At 71.1% G+C, this 20,427-nt stretch carries 16 protein-coding genes; 9 read left to right on the top strand and 7 right to left on the bottom strand.

The window, feature by feature from the left end; translation table 11 throughout:
• The first annotated feature begins 182 nt into the window (after positions 1 to 182).
• Together ACIGO6_RS24970 and ACIGO6_RS24975 are read left to right on the top strand one after the other, a co-directional pair.
• A complete protein-coding gene (locus ACIGO6_RS24970) occupies positions 183 to 1,097 on the top strand; it encodes a diiron oxygenase (RefSeq protein ID WP_399879663.1) in 915 nt (304 codons plus the stop codon).
• 23 nt (positions 1,098 to 1,120) lie between these two features.
• Positions 1,121 to 2,656 (top strand): FAD-dependent oxidoreductase, encoded by a 1,536-nt coding sequence (locus tag ACIGO6_RS24975; RefSeq protein ID WP_399879665.1) that lies wholly within the window; start codon positions 1,121 to 1,123, stop codon positions 2,654 to 2,656.
• A 115-nt stretch (positions 2,657 to 2,771) separates the two neighbouring features.
• Here ACIGO6_RS24975 and ACIGO6_RS24980 read toward each other — a convergent pair whose 3' ends face one another.
• On the bottom strand, positions 2,772 to 3,551 hold the full coding sequence (locus ACIGO6_RS24980; RefSeq protein ID WP_399879667.1) for a hypothetical protein: 780 nt from the start codon (positions 3,549 to 3,551) through the stop codon (positions 2,772 to 2,774).
• Positions 3,552 to 3,763: 212 nt separating this feature from the next.
• Here ACIGO6_RS24980 and ACIGO6_RS24985 point away from each other — a divergent pair, with 212 nt between their 5' ends.
• A complete protein-coding gene (locus ACIGO6_RS24985; RefSeq protein WP_399879669.1) occupies positions 3,764 to 4,627 on the top strand; it encodes an alpha/beta hydrolase in 864 nt (287 codons plus the stop codon).
• Between the two features lie 131 nt (positions 4,628 to 4,758).
• Positions 4,759 to 5,799, top strand: coding sequence for a substrate-binding domain-containing protein (locus ACIGO6_RS24990; protein WP_399879671.1), 1,041 nt, complete (start codon positions 4,759 to 4,761; stop codon positions 5,797 to 5,799).
• Positions 5,800 to 6,038: 239 nt separating this feature from the next.
• Here ACIGO6_RS24990 and ACIGO6_RS24995 read toward each other — a convergent pair whose 3' ends face one another.
• The 4 genes from ACIGO6_RS24995 to ACIGO6_RS25010 form a co-directional block, all read right to left on the bottom strand.
• The gene (locus ACIGO6_RS24995) at positions 6,039 to 6,749 is read right to left on the bottom strand and encodes a TSUP family transporter (protein ID WP_399879672.1); all 711 of its coding nucleotides are present in this window, start codon (positions 6,747 to 6,749) and stop codon (positions 6,039 to 6,041) included.
• Positions 6,746 to 8,164, bottom strand: coding sequence for an amidohydrolase family protein (locus ACIGO6_RS25000; protein ID WP_399879674.1), 1,419 nt, complete (start codon positions 8,162 to 8,164; stop codon positions 6,746 to 6,748). The genes ACIGO6_RS24995 and ACIGO6_RS25000 overlap by 4 nt, the downstream gene beginning before the upstream one ends.
• The gene (locus ACIGO6_RS25005; protein WP_399880083.1) at positions 8,161 to 9,420 is read right to left on the bottom strand and encodes a uracil-xanthine permease family protein; all 1,260 of its coding nucleotides are present in this window, start codon (positions 9,418 to 9,420) and stop codon (positions 8,161 to 8,163) included. The genes ACIGO6_RS25000 and ACIGO6_RS25005 overlap by 4 nt, the downstream gene beginning before the upstream one ends.
• A gap of 474 nt (positions 9,421 to 9,894) precedes the next feature.
• Positions 9,895 to 11,448 (bottom strand): glycoside hydrolase family 32 protein, encoded by a 1,554-nt coding sequence (locus tag ACIGO6_RS25010; protein WP_399879676.1) that lies wholly within the window; start codon positions 11,446 to 11,448, stop codon positions 9,895 to 9,897.
• Between the two features lie 159 nt (positions 11,449 to 11,607).
• Here ACIGO6_RS25010 and ACIGO6_RS25015 point away from each other — a divergent pair, with 159 nt between their 5' ends.
• The 4 genes from ACIGO6_RS25015 to ACIGO6_RS25030 are packed head-to-tail and all read left to right on the top strand — an operon-like array spanning position 11,608 to position 16,235.
• On the top strand, positions 11,608 to 13,011 hold the full coding sequence (locus tag ACIGO6_RS25015; RefSeq protein ID WP_399879678.1) for an extracellular solute-binding protein: 1,404 nt from the start codon (positions 11,608 to 11,610) through the stop codon (positions 13,009 to 13,011).
• Positions 13,008 to 13,958: a carbohydrate ABC transporter permease gene (locus tag ACIGO6_RS25020; RefSeq protein WP_399879680.1), complete on the top strand. Its 951-nt coding sequence runs from the start codon at positions 13,008 to 13,010 to the stop codon at positions 13,956 to 13,958. The genes ACIGO6_RS25015 and ACIGO6_RS25020 overlap by 4 nt, the downstream gene beginning before the upstream one ends.
• A 16-nt stretch (positions 13,959 to 13,974) precedes the next feature.
• Positions 13,975 to 14,829 (top strand): carbohydrate ABC transporter permease, encoded by an 855-nt coding sequence (locus tag ACIGO6_RS25025; RefSeq protein WP_399879681.1) that lies wholly within the window; start codon positions 13,975 to 13,977, stop codon positions 14,827 to 14,829.
• A complete protein-coding gene (locus ACIGO6_RS25030) occupies positions 14,826 to 16,235 on the top strand; it encodes a glycoside hydrolase family 32 protein (protein ID WP_399879683.1) in 1,410 nt (469 codons plus the stop codon). The genes ACIGO6_RS25025 and ACIGO6_RS25030 overlap by 4 nt, the downstream gene beginning before the upstream one ends.
• Here the strand turns inward: ACIGO6_RS25030 and ACIGO6_RS25035 are convergent.
• Positions 16,195 to 17,259 (bottom strand): LacI family DNA-binding transcriptional regulator, encoded by a 1,065-nt coding sequence (locus tag ACIGO6_RS25035; RefSeq protein WP_399879684.1) that lies wholly within the window; start codon positions 17,257 to 17,259, stop codon positions 16,195 to 16,197. The two genes, ACIGO6_RS25030 and ACIGO6_RS25035, sit on opposite strands and share 41 nt — an antisense overlap.
• Positions 17,260 to 17,541: 282 nt before the next feature.
• On the opposite strand from ACIGO6_RS25035, the gene rhaS reads away from it, so the two are divergent.
• Positions 17,542 to 18,621, top strand: a complete 1,080-nt coding sequence (rhaS, locus tag ACIGO6_RS25040) for a rhamnose ABC transporter substrate-binding protein (RefSeq protein ID WP_399879686.1) — start codon at positions 17,542 to 17,544, stop codon at positions 18,619 to 18,621.
• An 88-nt stretch (positions 18,622 to 18,709) separates the two neighbouring features.
• Here the strand turns inward: rhaS and ACIGO6_RS25045 are convergent, their stop codons facing one another.
• Entirely contained in the window at positions 18,710 to 20,425 is a 1,716-nt protein-coding gene (locus tag ACIGO6_RS25045; RefSeq protein WP_399879688.1) for a CocE/NonD family hydrolase, read from the bottom strand.
• Between the last annotated feature and the right edge of the window lie 2 nt (positions 20,426 to 20,427).

The following is a 20,427-nucleotide window of genomic DNA, read 5'->3' on the forward strand; positions in this document are numbered from 1 at the left end:
GCCCTCCCGCTCCGCGCGGCCGGGTGCGGCAGCGGCCACGAGCCGGCCGCACTCCCCGGTTACTCGGGGGTAGGCGGAAGACTCCTCTTGCTATAAGGTTCGTCAACAAGCAGACTGTGTTACCGACGGTAATAGCAGTGATGGACGAGGAACTTCCCGGACTCGACTCGAGGAGCCCCCGCATGGCCATCAACATCCCGCGGCCCAAGACCCGGAGCCACGCCCCCGAGGACGACATCGCGCGGCGGCTGCTGGACTCGTCCGCGCAGCTCTCGTACGACCCGCTCACCGAGGTCGACTGGGAGACCCCCCTCGACGAGGGCTTCCACGGCGCGAGCCCGGAGTGGAGCACCCTCTACGGGACGGCGTACTGGGACGAGATGACCGACGCGCAGCGCAAGGAGTTGACGCGCCAGGAAGCCGCCTCGGTGGCCAGCACCGGCATCTGGTTCGAGATGATCCTGCAGCAGATGGTGCTGCGGGACATCTACGCCAAGGACCCGACGGACGACACCTTCCAGTGGGCGCTCACCGAGATCGCCGACGAGTGCCGCCACTCGATCATGTTCGCCCGCGGCGCGAAGAAGCTCCGGGCCCCGGCCTACCGACCGCACCGGGTGGCGGTCGAACTCGGCCGGGTCTTCAAGACCGTCGCGTTCGGCGAGGCGGCCTACGCGGCGATCCTGGTCGCCGAAGAGGTCCTCGACGTCATGCAGCGCGACTGGATGCGCGACGAGCGGGTCGTCCCGTTCGTCCGCACCATCAACAACATCCATGTCGTGGAGGAGTCACGGCACATGAAGTTCGCCCGCGAGGAGACACGCAGGCACCTCGCACGCGCCGGACGGACGCGCCGCCACATCCACTCCTTCCTGATCGCCGTGGCGTCCTACGTCATCGTCACCAGCATGGTGAACCGGAAGGTCTACGCGAACGCCGGACTGGACGAGGAACGCGCCCTGCGCGAGGCCAGGGCCAACGAGCACCACAAGTCGATGATGCGCTCGAGCTGCGCGGGCCTGATGGAGTTCCTGACCTCGGTGGGGCTGCTCACCAAACCCGCGCTGTACTTCTACAAGCGCGCCAACCTGATCTGACGACCTTCCGGCGAGCGGACGACATGGCCTTCGCGATCACCCAGACCTGCTGCGCCGACGCCACCTGCGTGGCCGTCTGCCCGGTCAACTGCATCCATCCCACGCCCGAGGAGCGGGCCTTCGGCAGCACGGAAATGCTGTACGTCGACCCCAAGGCCTGCATCGACTGCGGCGCGTGCGCCGACGCCTGTCCGGTGGACGCCGTCTTCCCGGTCGACAGCCTGCCCCCGGCACAGCGGGAGTACGCCGACATCAACGCGGCCTACTTCGACCGGCCCGAGACCGAGTCGCCGGCGACGGCGGGTTCCGGAACGGCCGATCACGGTCCCAATTTCCATGCCTGGGGCGAGCCGTCCTTCGACCGTGTCCTGCCCTCGGACTTCCGGCCGCTGCGGGTCGCGATCGTCGGCACCGGACCGGCCGGCATGTACGCCGCCGAGGACCTGCTGCTGCACACCCGGTCCGAGGTGACGCTGATCGACCGGCTCCCGGTGGCCGGCGGACTCGTCCGGTACGGCGTGGCGCCGGACCACCCGGCCACCAGGAAGATCGGCGACACCTTCGCCCGCTTCCACAGCCATCCCCGCGTACGCCTGCACCTCGGCCTCGACGTGGGCGGTCACATCACGGCCGAGGAACTCGCCGCACACCACGATGCGGTGATCTACGCCGTGGGCGCCGCCGGCGACCGTCGGCTCGGCATACCCGGCGAGGACCGGGCCGGCTGCGTCTCCGCGACCACCTTCGTCGCCTGGTACAACGCACACCCCGAGGTCGCCCCGGACGCCGTCGATCTCTCGGCCGAACGTGTCGTCGTGGTCGGCAACGGCAACGTCGCCCTCGACGTCGCCCGGATCCTGGTCTCCGACCCGGAGACGCTGGCCGGCACGGCGATCGCCGGCCACGCGCTGGCGGAGCTGCGCCGCAGCAAGGTGCGCGAGGTGGTCCTGCTCGGGCGCCGGGGTCCGGAACACGCCGCCTACACCCGGCCCGAACTCCTCGCGCTGAAGCACCGTGCCGAGCTGGACCTGCTCGTCGACGACCACGACCCCCGCATCGGGGCGGCGATCGACGCGGCCGGGCCGCAGGACAAGGCGGGGGTACTGCGAGACCTACCGCGGGAGGCCGTCGACTGGTCGGCGCCGCCGGAGGGGACCGGACGGCGGCGCCGCATCGTGCTCCGCTTCCTCTCCACGCCCGTGGAAGTGTGCGGGGACGAGGACATCCGCGCGGTGCGCGTCACCGGTGGCGCCGGTGAGCGCGAGATCCCGGCCGGCCTGGCGCTGCGGGCGATCGGCTACCGCGGAGTGCCGCAGGCGGGACTGCCGTTCGACGAGGCCACGGGTACCGTGCCGCACGAGCGCGGACGGGTGACCGGCGCTCCGGGGACGTACGTCGTGGGCTGGATCAAACGCGGCCCCTCGGGAGGCATCGGCGCCAACCGCGCGTGCGCGGCCGAGACGGTCGGCACACTGCTCGCCGACGCGGTCGCCGGCGCGCTGCCCGCGCCCACCGGCGGACCGAAGGCCTTCCGCCGCCTCGCGCGCCGACGCCGCTGACTGCACGTCCGGGCGGGACGGGCCGCTCACACCGGCGCGGTGCCGCGCCGGGCGGGTGGTGTGCCAGGTGGTGATGACGCAGCCCGCACGACCCGGCCTCCGTGAGGCCGGGTCGTCAACCGCGGGGCGGTGACGGTGCCGCTGCCGGTGCCCCCAGGTCCTCGGACCGCATCAGCCGCAGGAACGCCTTCACCCCGCTGATGATCTCCTCGTTCGTGGTCAGCCGGTTCACCGTGACCTCGAACTCCCGCCCGAGCGCCACGATCTTCCGGTCGACGTCGTCGGCGCGGGCGTACAGCGAGGCGGTCAGCGCGTCCAGCGTCCTGCGCAGCTCGGCCAGCGCGCGGTACTGCTCCTCCGCCTTGCCCTGCAGCACCTCCGCGCCCCGTACCACCCGGTCCACTTCGCCCTTGAGCTCCACCACGTCGTCCCGCGGATACGTCACGTCACGCAACAACCTGCGCAACCGGCCCCGCACTTGCCCGAACCACGCTCCCGCGGGCCGGAAGGCCGTGCTGAGCAGGAAGAAGCCGGCGCACCAGTAGCCCACGCGCTCCCCCGTCACCGCCGCGAGGGCCAGCACCGTCCCGGCGGTCACCACGTGCCCCGCCACGGCCGTCCGCAGCATGATCCGGGCGATGCGGGAAGCCTCCGTGTCCCGTACGGACGACACGGCGAGCCCCTTCTCCCGGCTGAGCCCGATCTCCGCCAGCACCGACTGCGCCCGGAAGTACAAGTTCCACGGCACGGTGAGCAGCACCAGGAGCCACAGCAGCGCCAGCACACCGGCCGCCGCACCCAGCACCGCACCCAGCGGCGCACCCACGGCGTAGGCGAGCGCCAGCGCCCCGACGATCACCCCGACCGCCACCGTTCCGGCCACGAACTTCCCCACGCCGACCCCCGATCCGAGACGTCCGGAGCCACCATGCTCCGGCTCGGGGGCCGTCCGTACATGAGTATGCGTACTCAGGCCGGGGCGCCGGTGCGGCCCGCCCTGCGCGCCGAACGAGCCCTGTCGGCGGAGGCGTTGATACCGGTTGCCCGATGATCTTTCGCTGCGTAGGGTCCCATTGACCCAGCGGACCGCCGAGAGTGAGCAGACACATGCAGCCGACGTTCGTACTGGTGCACGGAGCTTTCGCGAACTCCTTCTCCTTCGCACCGCTCCAGGCCGAACTCGGCCTTCTCGGGCACCGTTCGGTCGCCGTCGACCTCCCCGGTCACGGCTTCGCGGCAACCTATTCGCGCGCCTATCAGGCGCCTCAGGACCTCGACGGTCTCGCCACCGTGCCGGGCTCCATCAAGGGTGTGACGCTCGCCGACAATGCCGCGCACCTGATCGGCGTTCTCGAACGGGCCAAGCAGAACGGGCCGGTGATCCTCGTCTCGCACAGTCGTGGCGGTGCCACGGCCACCGCAGCGGCCAACGCCCGCCCGGACCTCATCGACCGGATCGTCTACGTCGCCGCCTGGTGCCCGGTCGCCCTGGACGTCGGCGACTACTACGCCGAGCCGGAGATGGCCACGGTCGACTCGGCTTCGCTGGGCCGGGCAATGGTCGGGAACCCGGCCGAACTCGGCCTGCTGCGCTTCAACTTCCGCACCGCGGACCGTGAGGCCCTCGCGGCGTTCAAGGCCGCCTTCCTCGCCGACGGCACGGACGAGGAGTTCCTGACCTTCCTCAACACCTTCCAGCCCGACGAGAACCTGGACGTCGGCACCGCCGCCGACCGGGCGCAGGCGGCGACCTGGGGCCGCCTCCCGAAGACCTTCGTGCGCCTGACCGACGACGCGAGCATGCCGCTCGCCCTGCAGGACCGGCTGATCCGCGAGGGCGACGCGCTCACGCCGGACAACCCGTACGACGTCCGCACCCTGGAGGGCAGCCACCTGAAGTGGCTGATCGACCCCGTACCGGCCGCCCGGGTCCTCGGGGAGCTCGCCACGCTCACGGCCCCGTCCGCCTGATCACGAGCCGAGGCCATCGGCACCGGGTGGTCCGAGCGTCCTGTCCCCGCACCCGGTGCGCCCCTGCGGGCGCCCGGTCGGGGAAGATGGAGGGGACCGCCCTTTCCCGCCAGCGAGGAGTGTCCGCGCGGATGCCTGGTTCCGCCCCCGGCCCGAGACAGCCCACGATCGCCGACGTCGCACGCGTCGCCGGGGTCTCGCGAACGACCGTGTCCCACGCCCTCAACGGACTCGGCAAGGTCGACCCCCGGACCCGGGAGCGGGTCCGGCAGGCGGCGACCGAACTCGGCTACCGCCCCAACCTCCGCGCGCAGCGGCTGCGCCGCGGACAGGCGAAGGCGATCGCGCTCGCGTCCTCGATGCCGTTCGCCGTGGCGGGTGGGCCGTCCCGGCTCGGGTTCTACATGGAGGTCGCGGCCGCCGCCGCGGAGAGTGCCCTGCTGCACGGCTTCGCCCTCGTGCTCGTGCCGCCCGTGCAGTCGGGTTCGGCGCTGTACTCCGTCGACATCGACGGGGCCATCGTGGTCGAGCCGGACGTGGAGGACGCCGCGGCGGCGCAGTTGCGCGAGCGCGGCCTGCCGTACGTGGCGCTCGGCAGGCCCATGGCACCGGACGAGGACGCCCCGTACGTCGACCTGCGCGGTGGCCGGGTGGCGGAACTGCTGCTGCGGCACCTGCACGAGCAGGGCGCCGTGCGGCCCGCGCTGCTCATCGGCTCCGGTGCGCGACACTCGTCCGTCGACGCGCTGGCCGCCTACGAGCGCATGGCCGAGGAGCACGGCTGGACGCCCGTCGTGGCACGGGTCGCCGAGTCGGGTGGTGAGCAGGCGGGCTACGAGCGGTGCGCCGCGCTGCTCGCGGAGCATCCGGACATCGACGCGGTGTGCGCGCTGGTCGACGCCTTCGCCGTGGGCGCGGTCCGGGCGATCCGGGACAGCGGGCGCGCCGTACCGGACGACGTCATGGTCGTCACCCGCTACGACGGCCTGCGCGCCCGCACCTGCGAACCGCCGCTGACCGCGGTCGACCTGCACCTGGACCGGGCCGCTTCCGACGCGGTGGAGTTGCTGCTGGGGCGGCTGCGCGGGGACACCGCCACACCGTCGGTGGCGGTGCCCCCGGAACCACAAGTGATCGCCCGGGCCTCGTCGCTACGAACCCCGCGGGCCTGAAGCCGACCCGGGACCGTGACGAGTCTCGCGGGCCTGAGGCCGACCCGGACTCGTTACGAACCCCGCAGACCTGAAGCCGGCCCGGACTCGTTACGAACCCCGCCGCCCTGAGACCGACCCCGACCCGTCACGAACCCCGCCGCCCTGAGACCGACCCCGACCCGTCACGAACCCCGCCGCCCTGAGGACGACCCCGACCCGTCACGAACCCCGCCGGCCTCAGACTGACCCCGACTCGTTCAGACCCCCAGGATCAGGACGACCCCGGAGACCAGGGCGAAGACCAGCACGAACAGCCGCATCCTGCGGGCGTCCAGCCGGTGGTGCACCAGGCGGCTGAGCCAGGCACCGGCGGCGATCGCCGGCAGCAGCGCGAGAGCCCAGCCGAGCTCCGAGGCCTGTGCCTTCCCCGTCGCGAACAGCAGCGCGAGGGAGGCGACCTCCCCCACGAGGAAGCAGGCGGCGACGGTGGAGCGCAGTTCGGCGGGTGTCCGGTGCTGGTAGACCAGGGCGAGCGGCGGCCCGCCGACACCGGTCGCCGTCTCCGTCAGCCCGGTCACCGCGCCCGCACCGACGTAGGCGACCCGGCCCGGCGTGAACACGGGCGCGGCCAGGCTCACGACGGCGGCGAGGACCGTGGCGACGCCCACGAACAGACCGAGACCGCGTTCCGGGATCAACCAGAGCAGGGCCAGCCCGGCCGGGGTGGCGGCGAGCCGCGCCCCGGTGATCCAGCCCGCGCCGCGCAGGTCGAGCGAGTCCCGTTCACGCCAGGCGACGTACAGGTTGAGCGGGATCATCGACGCCAGGACGAAGACCGGCACGAGGCCCGGGGCGACGATCGAGGCCACGGGGGCGACGATCAGCGCGAAGCCGAGCCCGCTGCTGCCCTGGACGAAGGCGGCGACGGCCACGGTCAGGGCGAGGACCGCCAGCATCAGCGGGCTCACTGGGCCGTGCTCCGTTCCTGCGACCGGCTCAGCGCCCGTGCCGCCGTGGAGGTGGGGTGCACCCGGGTGACGCGCGCCCCGGCGACGGTGGTGCGGGCCAGTTCGGCCGCGCGTCGTACCAGCGCGGGCCCGTCCCAGTCGGTGGGCCTGCCCTGCCACATGCGCATCCGGCCGGCCACGAAGACGGCGGTGATCTGGTCCCGGTTGCCACGCCGGACCAGTTCCCACGGCAGGTCCCAGGAGAGTGCGAGCTCCGGCGTGTCGACGTCGACGAGGAGGAAGTCGGCGTCCCTGCCAGGCGCGACGGTGCCGGTGCGGGCGCCGAGCCCGACGGCGTCCGCTCCCCCACGGGTGGCATGCTCCAGCCAGGTCCAGCCGGCGCCGCACGACGAGTCACCGGTGGTCAGCCCGTACGCCAGTCGCTGGGCGAACTCGGCGGCCTCCGCGAGCCGGAAGCCGTCGCCCCGGGTGCCGTCGGTGCCGAGCCCGATGCGGACACCCCGCTCGGTCAGGGCGGTCGCGGGTGCGACCGCGTTGCCCTTCCACGCGCTGGCCACCGGGTTGTAGCTGACGGCGGTTCCCGTGTCGGCGAGCAGGGTCACCTCGCGGGGGGTGAGGAGGGTGGCGTGTGCGGCGAGCAGCTGGGGTCCGAGCGCGCCGACGCTGTGCAGGTGTTCGAGGGGCCGCAGCCCATGGCTCACCAGGGAACGTTCGACGCCGGCGAGGTGCTCGTTGACATGGATCTGCACGACGGCCCCGGCCTCGGCGGCCAGGCGGGCGGTGGCGTGCAGGGTCCGTTCGGTGGCCGCCTCGGGGATGGAGACAGCCAGGGAGGGATGGACGAGCGGGTCGCCGGAGTAGCGGGCGAGGTGTTTCTCGGCGTGCTCGAGAACGTCCGGGTGGTCCGTGTCGTCCCCGCGGTCGGCGTCGTTGCAGACGAGCCCGAGGACGCAGCGGATGCCCGCGTCGCGCGCCGCCGACGCGATCACGTCCACGTCGACGTCGGCGCGCGTGCCGGCGTCGGCGACGGTGGTGAACCCTCCTCGCAGGGCTTCGAGCGCTGCCAGCTTGGCCGCCGTGTACGCCGACTCCTCGTCCAGTGCCCCCTCCAGCGGCACCCAGACCCGGCGGAAGATCTCCGAGGGCTCCCCGAAGGCGAGGGCCGCGCCGAAGCTCTGGGTGAGATGGTGGTGGGCGTCGACGAAGCCGGGCATCAGCAGGTGCCCGGGCAGCCGCACGGGCCGTAGCTCCGGGTACCTGCCCCTCAGTTCGTCCGCAGGTCCTACGGCCTGGAAGCGGCCGTCTTCGATCATCACGGCCCACCCGTCGGCAGGGCCTTCGGGCAGCAGGACGGCGTCCGGGGCGAGGAGGAGCGGGCCGGGGGCGGCGAGTACGTCGCGGTCGGATGGGTTCATCGGTCGCTTTCTGTGCGGGCGAAGGTCAGACGCGCGGCGATGCCCGGCCTGACGTGGTGGAACAGGACGTTGAGGACGGCGGCGACGAACGCGCCGACGGCGACGCCGCTTTCGAGGAGGATCCGGACGTTCGGTGGGAAGGAGCCGTAGACGCCGGGCACCAGGATGGGCAGCAGCCCCAGGGCGAGGGCGACGGCGCAGACGAACGTGCTGGTGTGCCGGTCGAGGTCGGACCGGCCGAGCATCTGGATGCCGAGCACGGTGATGACGGCGAACACGACCATGGCGGTGCCCCCGACGACCGCGGACGGGATCACGCTGATCGCGCGGGTGACGGGCGCCAGCAGTCCGATGGCGATGAGCACGATGCCGGCCATGGCGGTGACGAACCGGCTGCGGACGCCGGTGACGCGGACGATGCCGATGTTCTCGCCGCTGGTGACCATGAGCGGCAGACCGAAGAAGCCGCCGAAGAGCGAGGTGAGAGCGTCGCCCCGGACGGTCTTCGGGACGTCGGTGCGCTTGTCGATCTTCTTGCCGACGGCCTCCGCGTTGATCACGGTCTGTCCCGTGGCCTCGGCCATCGAGGCCAGGCTGTAGAGCATCAGGGGCAGCGCGGCGACCAGGTTGAACTGGGGCGTGCCGAAGGGCATCAACTGCGGCAGGTTCACCAGTGGTCCGTCGGTGACTCCTCCCGCTTCGATCGCGCCGGTCACTGCGGCGAGCGCGGTGCCGGCGAGCAGGCCCAGCATGACGGCGAGTTGGCGCAGCACACCGGTGAAGAGCAGGTAGAAGACGACGGTGAACCCGATCGTCGCCATGCCGAGACCGAGGTTGCCCGGATCGGCGAAGCCGGGCGAGCCGGGGGTCCCGGTGACGAGGACCGCACCGACCTTCACCAGGTTGACGCCCACGATGACGATCATCGTGCCGATGACGAGGGCGGGGAAGAAGGCGAGCAGCCGGGAGAACACCGGCAGGACGACGAAGCAGAACACCGCCGTCAGGATCACCGCTCCGCCGGCCGTGCGCAGGCCGTGCTGTTCGGCGATCGCGAGGAAGAGGATCAGCGGGGCCCCGCCCGGCAGCATCACGAACGGCAGTCGCGGCCCGAACTTCCAGGGGCCGAGCGACTGGATCAGCGACCCGATGCCGGACAGCACGAAGGCCGCGGAGAGCAGGTCGACGGTGAGGTCGGTGCCGAGCCCGAGGGTGGCGCTCATCAGGAAGATCGCCGAGATCGGCGTGGCGGCCATCACGAGGACGTGCTGCACGCCGAAGAGCGTGATCCGGGCGAGGGGACGCGACTCGTCCACGGGGTGGGTCCGCGGCGGGCTTCCGTCGGCCGAGGCTTCGGCGGACGGAAGCGGGCTGTCGCCCTTCGCCGGGGTTTCGGTCGACGGCAGCGGGCTGTCGTCCTCGGCCTTCGTCCCGGTCGGCGCTGGGCGACCGGGCAGCGGGGATGGTGGGTCGGTGCGGCCGGTCCGGGGCGACCGGCTCTCGCGGGGACTGAACACGTTGGGGCTCCGTTCGGGCATGCAGCATGTTCGGATTCAAGCCGCGATCCGGCCCTGGACGGAGAGCCAAATCGATTTGGCCAAATCGATTTGGCCGTCAGTATGGGAGGCCATCGATCCCAGCGTCAAGAGCGGCGCCGCGACGCCACCGCGGCAGCCGGGGACTCCCGGCCACCGCGCGGCGCCGCGACGCACGCGCTCACCCCGCCCCTGTCACACTGCGAACTCCCGGATCACCACGTCACGGAAGACCGCCGGGCCCCCGATCGTGAACAGGGCGAGACCCGTGTCGATCAGATACGGGAAGGCCTGCGAGGAGTGCACGTACCTTCCGTCGTCGACGAACATCTCCACCGACGTCCGGTCCACCAGGATCCGCAGCCGCACGCGCCGCGCGGCCGGGTCGAAGGGGCTGTGACTCTCCTGCCACTTGCCGGAGGTGTCCGGGTTCGGCGCGCTGCGGCGGTTGAGGAAGGCGTAGTCCTGGTACACGCCCGCGTCGATGTGGCGGCCACCGTCACCCGAGCGTCGCAACTGCAGCCCCGCGCCGGTCAGTTCGTTCCAGGTGATCTCACAGGTCACCTCGTACGCCGTGCCCGCGTAGTCCAGCACCCGGCTCCCGTCGACCTCCAGGTCACCGAGCCGCACCGTGCGGGAGACGTACGAGTCCAGCGCGGGTACCGGTCGTGACGCCAAGTAGTACGCGCCGGTCGAGGTGCGCCTGAGGATGACCTCGCGGACGATCGAGTCGGTGCCGTTGAAGCCGTCGCTGTCGATCGTGGTCGTGTTGTTCGCGTAGTCCCAGTTGTTCAGCCAGCCGATCGCGTGGCGGACGCGCTCGTCGACCCGGCCGGCCGCGTCCCGCTTCTCGAAGGTGACGGCGCCGTACCAGTCCCAGCCGTGGTCCAGCCACTGCGGGTCGGCGGCGTCCGGCGCGAACGTGGTGCCGTCGAAGCCGCCGGTCCAGTAGGCGTACGTGTTGGGCCGCCCGGACGCCTTGCCGTTGGCGCTCACGGCCAGCACCCACTTCGTCGTGCCGTCCTCGGCGGTGATCCGGAAGAGGTCGGGGCACTCCAGCACACCGATGCCCTCGTGGGTGAAGCCGCCGGCGTACGTCCAGGACCTCAGGTTCGGCGAGTGGTAGATGCCGACCTTGGTGTGCTCGGCCAGGACCATCACCCAGCGGCCGCGTTCCTCGTCGCGGATCACCTTGGGGTCCCGGAAGTCGCGCACGCCCGGGTTGGGCAGCACCGGGGTGGTGCCGTGGTGAGTGAACGTGCGGCCGCCGTCGGTGGAGTAGTACAGGTACTGGGCCTGACTGTCGGCGCCCTCGACGGGCTCCATGGTGGCCAGCACCACGACCGCGCCCGCGCCGAACCCGGCCGTGTTCCGGGTGTCCACGACCGCCGAGCCGGACCACACGTCACCGTTGGGAGTGGTGTCCTTGGGCACCGCCACGCCCCGGTCCTCGAACGTGACGAGGTCGGTGCTGGTGGCCAGGCGCCAGGCGGTGCCGGCCGTGGTGCCGCCGGTGAAGTAGTCCGGGTTGTACAGGTAGTAGTAGTGGTACTCGCCGTCGATCCAGACCGGGCGCTGCGGGTCGTTCTTCCACTGGTCGGGGACCGTGAAGTGGTACCGGGCGCGATGGCTCGGGCAGCCACTGCTCCCGGTCCCGGGCTTCGCCGAGGCAGGTTCGGCGGGCAGCAGCGCGGCGGTCGCGCCCACTGCGGTTCCGGTGAGCAGCACTCTCCTGGAGATTCCACGCATCACACATCAATCCCTTCGTCGGGACGGGCGGCTCATGTGGACCAGGACTGTAGACCTAACTCGTTAAAGGTCAAGTCGTGCCGGGCTCTTGACAGTGGCCTGGCGCGGTTCTCATCATCTGGGTCATCAGTTCTCGTCTAACACGAGTTAGGTCCGTCGATGAACCCTCTCACCCGCCGCACGCTGATGCGGTACGGCGCCTACGGAGCCGGGGCCGCCGCGCTGGCCGGCACTGCCGCCGGCTGGGAACGGCTCACCGGAGCCGACATCCCCGGCCGCGACGACGGCTCACTCGTCGTCGCCACCCTCGGCTCCGCCTTCGACCAGGCCGCCGTCCGCTTCCTCGGCGAGGGGTTCCGCGCGCTCCACCCCGACATCGAACTGCGGGTGAACGCGGTGCAGGCGGTCGACTGGTCAGACTTCTTCGCGAAGATCCTCACCCAGATCGCCGCGGGTACCGCCCCCGACCTGGTCTACGTCGCCACCGAGGGCGTGCAGTTGTTCGCCCGGCGCCTCGGCGTGGCACTGGACCACTGGGTCAAGCGGGACGCGGCCGAGCTGCGCGAGTACTTCGCCGACGTCCACCCCTCGCTGGTGGAGTCGATGATGTACGAGGGCAGCCTCTACCAGCTGCCCGTGGAGTTCAACGCCGCCGACATCTACCTCAACCGGCAGGTGCTACGCCGGGCCGACGCGGACTTCCCGCCGCCGGACTGGACCCGCGACGACTTCACCGACCTGCTGCGCCGGATGAAGCGGACCAGCGACTCCCACTTCACCCCGTACTTCTGGACCAACCGCCTGTGGGGCGGCGTGGTGCCGTGGCTGTTCGCGAACGGCACCAACCTCCTCAGCGAGTCCAAGGCGCCCGGCGGCGACTGGCTGTGGAACACCTTCTACCCGGCCGACCGGCGACAGGGCCGCGGGGGCGGCTACCGCTGGACCGACCCACAGGCCACCGACGACCGGGTGGAGGAGACGTACGAGTACCTCGCCTCCCTGATCAGGGACGGCCTGTGCACCCGGCCCGAGGGTGGCAACGGCAGCAACCTGGTCGGCGTGTTCTCCACCGGCCGGGTCGGCGTCACCCCGGCGGGCGGCTTCTGGGCCGGCGGCCTGAGCCTGGCCGGGATGAAGCCGGCCGGCTACGACGTGCAGTACTTCCCGCGATGGCGCACCCAACGCCACCAGTTCGGCGCCGCCGGTTACGCCATGCTGCGCACCTCGAAGCGACAGGACGAGGCATGGGAGTTCATCAAGTACGCCGCCCGCACGGACACCCTGACCCGGCTGTTCCAGGCCAACCAGACCACCCCGGCGCGCCGTTCGATGCTCACCGCCGAGCGCTACCGGGAGACGGGACCACAGGGCTGGAAGGCCTTCTACGGCACCCTCGACCAGTTTCCCGAGACCGGGCCGATCCCTGCGCCGCCGCAGGTCGCCGAGGTCGAACAGGTGCTGCTCAAGCACACCGGGTCCGCACTGGCCTCCCCGCGTTCGGTGCGTCCCGCCCTGCGCCGGCTGCAGGCGGACCTGGAGAAGGCCATGGAGCGTGACGCATGACGAACACCCCGATTCCGGCCGCACGGCCCGAGCGGGCCGCCGCATCTGCGGTCGCCGCCCGGCCCTCGGCGCGCGAGCGCGGTACCCGCCTGCTGGCGGCGCTGTTCCTGGCGCCCACCCTCGTCGGCATCGTGGTCTTCACGGTGGTGCCGATCGCCGGTTCGGTGGTGCTCAGCCTCTTCCACTGGAATGTGATCGACTCCCCGCGCTTCGCCGGCACCGCGAACTACCGGGAGGCGTTCACCGACTCCACCGTGCTGGTCTCCTTCGGCAACACGCTGCTGTTCATGGTGCTGGCGGTGGCGCTGCAACTGCTGATCGCGCTGGCGCTGGCGCTCGCCGTGAACGGGCGGATGCCGGTGTGGCTGCGTTCGGCCTTCCGATCGGCGTTCTTCTTCCCGCTGGTGCTGTCCGCCGCCTCCATCTCGGTGGTGATGAAGTACCTGTTCAACCAGGACTTCGGGGTCGTGAACTGGCTGCTCGGCCTGGTGGGTGTCGCCCCGGTGCCGTGGCTGACGTCGGAGAACGGCGCGATGGCCGCGGTGGTCCTGGTCTATGTCTGGCAGCAGTTCGGCTTCTCGTTCCTGCTCTTCGTCGGCGGCCTGAACAACATCCCCAAGGAGATCCACGAGGCCGCCTCCCTCGACGGCGCGACCGGCCCGCGCAAGCACCTGCACGTCACGCTGCCGCTGCTGTCGCCCACCCTGCTGGTGGCGTCCGTGGTCGGCATCATCAACGCCCTCCAGGTCTTCGAGCAACCGTACGTACTGACCAACGGCGGTCCCGGCGACTCCACCCGCACCGTCGTGATGGTCATCTACGAGACCGCCTTCGAGCAGCTGCGCTTCGGTACGGCGTCCGCGGTGGGTGTGCTGCTGTTCGTGCTGATCATGGCGGTCACCGCCCTCCAGTTCCGGCTCAGCCGGCGCTTCGTCCACTACCAGTGAGCCGGGTGTGAGTCCCATGAGCCAAGCAACCCTGATCGCCGGCCGCGTGCGGCACTCCCTCGCGCCGTGGGCGCGGATCGCCGGACTGACCGTGTGCGCCCTGCTCACCCTGGGCCCGGTCGTCTGGACCGTGTCCACCTCGCTGCGCGCCCCCGCCGAGTCCTTCGACCTGCCCCCGAGGATCATCCCGAGCAGTCCGACGGCAGAGGCCTACGGCGGGGTCTTCGACCAGATCGACGTGTGGCTGCTCGCCCTGAACTCCACACTGGTGACCGCGCTGATCGCGGTGGGCCAGATGATCACCGCGGGACTGGCCGGATACGCCTTCGCGCGCCTGGAGTTCCGTTTCAAGAAGGCACTGTTCGCCCTGGTGCTGGCCACGATGATGGTGCCGCTGCAGGTCACGATCGTGCCGGTGTTCCTGGTGCTGAAGTCGATGAGCCTCACCGACACCCTGCTCGGCCTGATCGTGCCGGCCTTCCCGACGGCGTTCGGCACCTTCCTGATGCGTCAGTACTTCCTCGGTATGCCCAAGGACCTCGGCGAGGCGGCGATGCTGGACGGGGCGGGCCCCTGGAGGGTGTTCCGGTCCGTGTACGCCCCGCTGGCCGCGCCGGGCCTCGCCATCGTCGGCGTCCTCGCCTTCAACTACCACTGGAACGAGTTCTTCCGCCCGCTGATCCTCGAGACCTCCGCCCAGAACTACACGCTGCCGCTGGGCCTCGTCTCGCTCCAGGGCAACCTCGGCACCGGCTCCGTCTCGGTGGTGCTCGCCGGTGTCGTGCTGTCCATGATCCCCGCCGTCGCCGTGTTCGTCGTCGGTCAGCGCCCTCTTCGCGAGGGCATCACCTCCGCAGGAGTCAACCGTTGAGCCCCGCCGCTGCCTCCCCCGACCCCGACGCCCCGCGCTTCCGGGTCCGTCCGCCCGCCAACTGGATCAACGATCCCAACGGCCCGTTCCGTTGGCGAGGGCGCTACCACCTCTTCTACCAGCACAACCCGGACGCGCCGGTGCACACCAACGTCCACTGGGGCCATGTCTCCAGCCCCGACCTCGCCCGCTGGCAGCACCATCCCCTCGCGCTCACACCGAGCCCCGGCGGTCCCGACGAGGCGGGCTGCTGGTCCGGCTGTGTGGTGGACGACGACGGTGTGCCGACGGCCGTCTACACGGGCGTCGACCGTGACCACGCCGGTCTCGGCACCATCTGTCTGGCGCCGGCGGCGGACCCGGACGACGAGGCTCTGGCCGAATGGAAGCCGCTGCCGACCCCGGTGGTGGCGGGCCCGCCGGACGGACTGGACGTGGTCATGTTCCGCGATCCGTTCGTCTTCCGGCACGACGGCCGGCGCTGGGCGCTGGTCGGCGCTGGTCACGCCGACGGCACGCCCTCGGTGCTGCTGTACGACTGCGACGACCTGTCCGACTGGCGTTTCGCCGGAGTCCTGATCGACGGCGGCGACCCCGTCGCGACGGCCGTGTTCGGGGACACGGCGGTCGGCTGGGAGTGTCCGCAGTTGTGCGAGACGCCGGGCGGCGAGTGGGTGCTCGTGGTGTCATTGTGGGACAACGAGCCCCGCAACACGGGATTTCTGACGGGGCGTCTCGAGGCCGGCGCCGACGGCGGGCCGCGCTTCACGGCCCGCGCCGGGGGCCGCCTGGACCACGGCCGCGACTTCTACGCACCCGCCGTGCTCCAGGAGGCCGACCGCGCCCTGATGTGGGGCTGGTCCTGGGAGGCTCGTGCGCAGGCGGAGATCGACCGTGCCGGCTGGGCGGGTGTCCTGACCGTTCCCCGGGTCGTCGACGTCCACCCGGACGGGACCCTGCGGGTCACCCCGGCTCCCGAACTCCGCCTGCTGCGCGCCCGCGAGCCCTTCGCCACGGGCCCGGGTCCGACACCCCTGCCGCGGGCCTACGACCTGACCGTCACCGCCCGCGAGCAGACCACCGTACGTCTGCTGCGCTCCGCGTCGGGCGCGGATCTGACCCTCCACGTCGACCCCGCCCGGGGCACGCTGACCCTCGACCGCAGTGGCCGGCCCCGCACCGCGCGCCAGGACGACGCACCGGTCGTCGTCCCGGTACCGCGCGGGGAGCAGCTCGCGGTACGCGTCCTCGTCGACGGGTCGCTGTACGAGGTGTTCGCCGGCGACCGTGCCACGGTCACCGAGCGGGTGTACCGCCGCCCGGACGACGTACCGGAGCTCCTCGTGACCGGGGATGGGGCGTCGGTCACCGGATGGGAGCAGGTCCCACCGACTCCCGGTCGATGACGGGACAGGCCAGGCGCCGCACGGCGGGGCTCGGGGTGCGGCCCGCACCGATGGCGTCCAGCACCAGCCGGACCGCTGCCTCGCCCATCGCCCGGTGCGGCAGCGCGACCGTGGTGAGGGGCGGGGACAGGAACGCCGCCATGTGCTCCTGGTCGTCGTAGCCGATCACGGACAGGTCGGCGGGCACGGTGAGCCCGAGCCGGGCGGCAGCGTGCAGGACGCCCGCCGCGACCCGGTCGTTGTAGCAGAAGAGACCGGTGGGGTACCGCCCTGCGGCAGCGCCGTCGAGCAGCCGCAGGGCGCCCTCGTATCCGCCGGAGATCTCGCCGCCGGTCCGTACGACCCACTCCCTGGGCACGGTGACCCCCTCGGCGCGCAGGGCGTCGCGGAAACCCCGCAGCCGCTCGACGGACGCGATGTCGGACTCGCCACCGACGACGGCGACCCTGCGGTGGCCCTGTGCGAGCAGCAGCCGTGCCGCCGCCCGGCCACCCGCGCGTTCGGCGGGGATGACGGCGGGCAACGAACCGTCCTCGGGAACGCAGTTGGCGAGGACGGAGTGCGTGCGGTGCAGCCCTTCAGGGACCCGCACCCGGCGCAGCGACATGGCGGCGTAGATGATGCCGTCGACCCGCCGGTCGAGGAGCTCGGCCACCGCCGCGTCCTCCTTCGCCGGATCGCCGCCGGAGTCGACGGTGAGGACCAGGTGCTCGCTGTCCCAGGCGGTCTCCATGGCACCGCGCAGCAACCGCCCCGCGAACGGTGTGGAGGCGATCTCGTCGGTGACCAGGCCGATCACGGCCGTACGACGGCTGCGCAGGCCGCGGGCCACGGGATCGGGCCGGTAGCCGAGCTGGGTGGCGGCGTGCCGGATGCGCTCCTGGGTCTTGAGGGAGAGATTGCCCTCGGCCCTGCCGTTGAACACGAACGAGACGGCCGTGTGCGACACACCGGCGAGCCTGGCCACGTCCCGGGACGTGGGACGCCCCGACCCCGACGTGTGCTTGTCCTCCGCGCCTGCCATGCCGCTCGCCGGCCTCCTCCCGCCCGTCTGCCGACCTGTGCTCACCCTATCCGCCTCCGGGCGGTGCTTCGGTCCGCACCGGGGGCGGTCCCCGATCGTCGCACCCCGGCCGACGGGAGTACTGGGCAACCGGCACCTCCGCCCCGAAATCCCCAACGACTGGATCCTGCAAGGCCATTGACCACAGCACCGTCACATGCCTAACGTCCCGGGCACGTCTCATTGAATCCTTTCAGAGACAGCTGTGCCGGCTCGCGCCGATCCACTCACTGAAAGAAGCACATGCACAGAACCCCCACGCGCCGCGCCTCCGCCCTGGTCGCCGCCGTCTCCTCCCTCAGCCTCCTCACCACCGCGTGCGGTGACACCGGTGACTCCGCGGACGGCGACAGCGTCACGAGCGCCAAGAACGGCGAGGCCTCCCCCAACGCCCCCACCAGGAAGGGACTGACCGTCGGCTTCGTGCCCAAGCAGCTCGACACCCCCTACTTCGCGGTGGCCGACCAGGGCGGTGAGCGGGCCGTCAAGGGGCTCGGCTCGTCCTTCAAGGAAGTGGGCACGGAACAGGGCGCCGACACGGACGGCCAGGTGTCCCACATCAACGACCTCACTCAGGAGAAGGTCGACGCGATCGCCATCTCCGCGCTGGACCCGAGCGCGTTGTGCGACGCCCTCAAGGAGGCCATGGACGCGGGCATCAAGGTCGTCACCTACGACTCCGACACCAAGCCTGAGTGCCGTTACGCCTTCGTCTCCCCGGCGAGTGCCGAGGACATCGCCGTAAGGCAGCTCGAGCTGCTCGGCGAACAGCTGGACTACAAGGGGGACATCGCCGTCCTGTCCGCCGCGCAGACGGCCACGAACCAGAACTCCTGGATCAGCAGCATCAAGGAGGAGCTGGAGGATCCGCGGTACAAGGACATGCGGCTCGTCGACGTCGTCTACGGCGACGACGAGGCGCAGAAGTCGTACGACAAGGCCGAGGAGCTGCTGCAGGAGCACGCGAACCTGAAGGGCATCATCTCCCCCACCACCAACGGGATCAAGGCCGCCGCCAAGTACCTCTCGCAGTCGGAGTACAAGGGCGAGGTGAAACTGACCGGTCTCGGCGCCCCCAACGACATGCGTCCGTACGTCGAGGACGGCACGGTGGAGGCGTTCGTGCTGTGGGACCCGGCCAGGCTCGGCGAGCTCGCCGGGCACGCCGCGGTGGCGCTCGCCTCCGGGCAGATCACCGGCAGGGAGGGGCAGATGTTCCTGGCCGGTGACATGGGCTGGTTCGAGCTCGGCACGGACGGTGTCATCACCCTCGGCGATCCGACGGTCTTCGACGCCGAGAACATCGACGACTACGACTTCTGACGTCCCGGGAAGTCGTCGGCGCCCGAACCGCGGGGCCCGGTGCCCGGCGGTTCAGGTCGCGGCGGGTAAGGCAGCGTTCACGTCGGGACTACTGGACCGTGAACGGCAGCACGAGCCGGGAGGGGTGCTCGGAGTCCCGGTAGATCTTGTGGGTGACCGGGCGGCCCACCGGCAGGTGGAAGGCGTCCGGCGGCAGCAGCGCGTTGTGCGCGTCGGCGAGCGGCTCGTTGTTCGACAGCTCCACCACCATGCGGTGACCGGGCCTGAAGGTGGCCGCGAACGGGTACAGCCGCAGCACGTACTCCTCGATCTTCCCGGGCTCCACCGGCACCGTGCGGGTGTGCGGGTGGTAGGGGTTGCCCTCGGTGGTGCGCTCCTCGTCGAGTTCGCGGTGGGAGGCCTTGAGGTAGCCGGTGGTGATCAGCTGCCGGCCGCCGCCGGGGGCCTCGTCCCACAGGCGCAGGATGAGGTTGGTGTCGTCCTGGTCGATCTGGACGAACAGGTGCGCCGCGCCGGTGCCGATCAGCTCGGTGGGCTCCTCGAACGGCTCGGTGCTCCAGTCCAGCACCTCGACCTTGTCGGTGACGGTGAGCGGTGCCTGGTAGAAGCCGTCGGGCGCGGCGTGTTCGGCGCCCATGCGCTCGGGTTCGAAGGAGAGCCTGCGGCGCGGGCGCAGATGGAGCGCCTTGTACGCGATCTCCTTCGGCGGCCACTGCTCCGCGGTGACGACCTCGCGCGAGCCTTCCACGAAGGTGGTCACGGCCGGTTCGTCCATGATCCCGTTGTCGATGCCCTTGAGCCAGTACTCGTACCAGCGGAACATCTGGTCGTGCTCCTCGATCCAGGGGCGCGACTGCATCGGCGGGTACGAGCCGATGTCCAGCTTCTTGGGGCCCTTCAGGACGTCGAACAGCTCGATGTGGCCGTCCACGGTCCAGCCGCGTCCCTGGTCGATCTGCAGGTAGACGGGGATGTCGATGTTCTCGGCCAGCATGATCGGGTTGCGCTCCTCGTACCAGTCGCCGTCGAGGTGGTTCATCACGATGTCGAACCAGAGTTCGCGGTTCTTCGGGTACTTGAGGACATGCACGAGGTTCGGCCAGGCCGCCACGTCCGGGTCCCGCAGCCGCTCGTCGACGAGTTTCCGCAGTTCCTCGGGCGAGTGGACCTCCTGCATGCGGGACCTGACGTCGGTGTGCGCGATGCCGGAGTCGCCGCCGCGCCCCTCACGGGCGGCGCGCGGCATGAACCACATGATGCCGCCGTGGTAGGTGGTCTCGTAGAAGTCGTAGTGGCCTCCGCTGACGAAGATCGCCTTGAGGTGCGGCGGGCGCTCGGCGGCGGCGAGGACCTGCATCGAGCCGAAGTAGGAGATGCCGATCATGCCGACGTTGCCGTCGCACCACGGCTGGGCGGCGACCCACTCGATCAGGTCGTACAGGTCCTGTCCCTGGGAGACGCCGCCGAAGTTGTAGTTGCCGATCATGACGCCGCCGGAGTCACCGGTCCCGCGCATGTCGCCGATGACGTGGACGTAGCCCTCGTCGACGACGCGCGCGATGTCACCGGCCTCGATGCAGCCGTCCCACATGGGGCTGGGGCGGCGCTGCGGCGGGGTGGTGAGGGCGAGGGCCTGCAGTTCCTTGCCGTAGGCGCTCATCGCGATCAGGGCCGGCCGCGGCTTGTCGTCCTCGCCCTGATAGGCGTCGACGGCGAGTTCGACGCCGTCCCGCATCGGCACCCGGAGGTCCTTGCGGACGGCGATCGTCCGGTCGCCGGTCCGGATCGTCTGGAAGTCAGTCATGC

The organism is Streptomyces sp. NPDC053750 (genome assembly GCF_044544295.1).
In the GTDB taxonomy this organism is placed as follows: Bacteria; Actinomycetota; Actinomycetes; order Streptomycetales; family Streptomycetaceae; genus Streptomyces.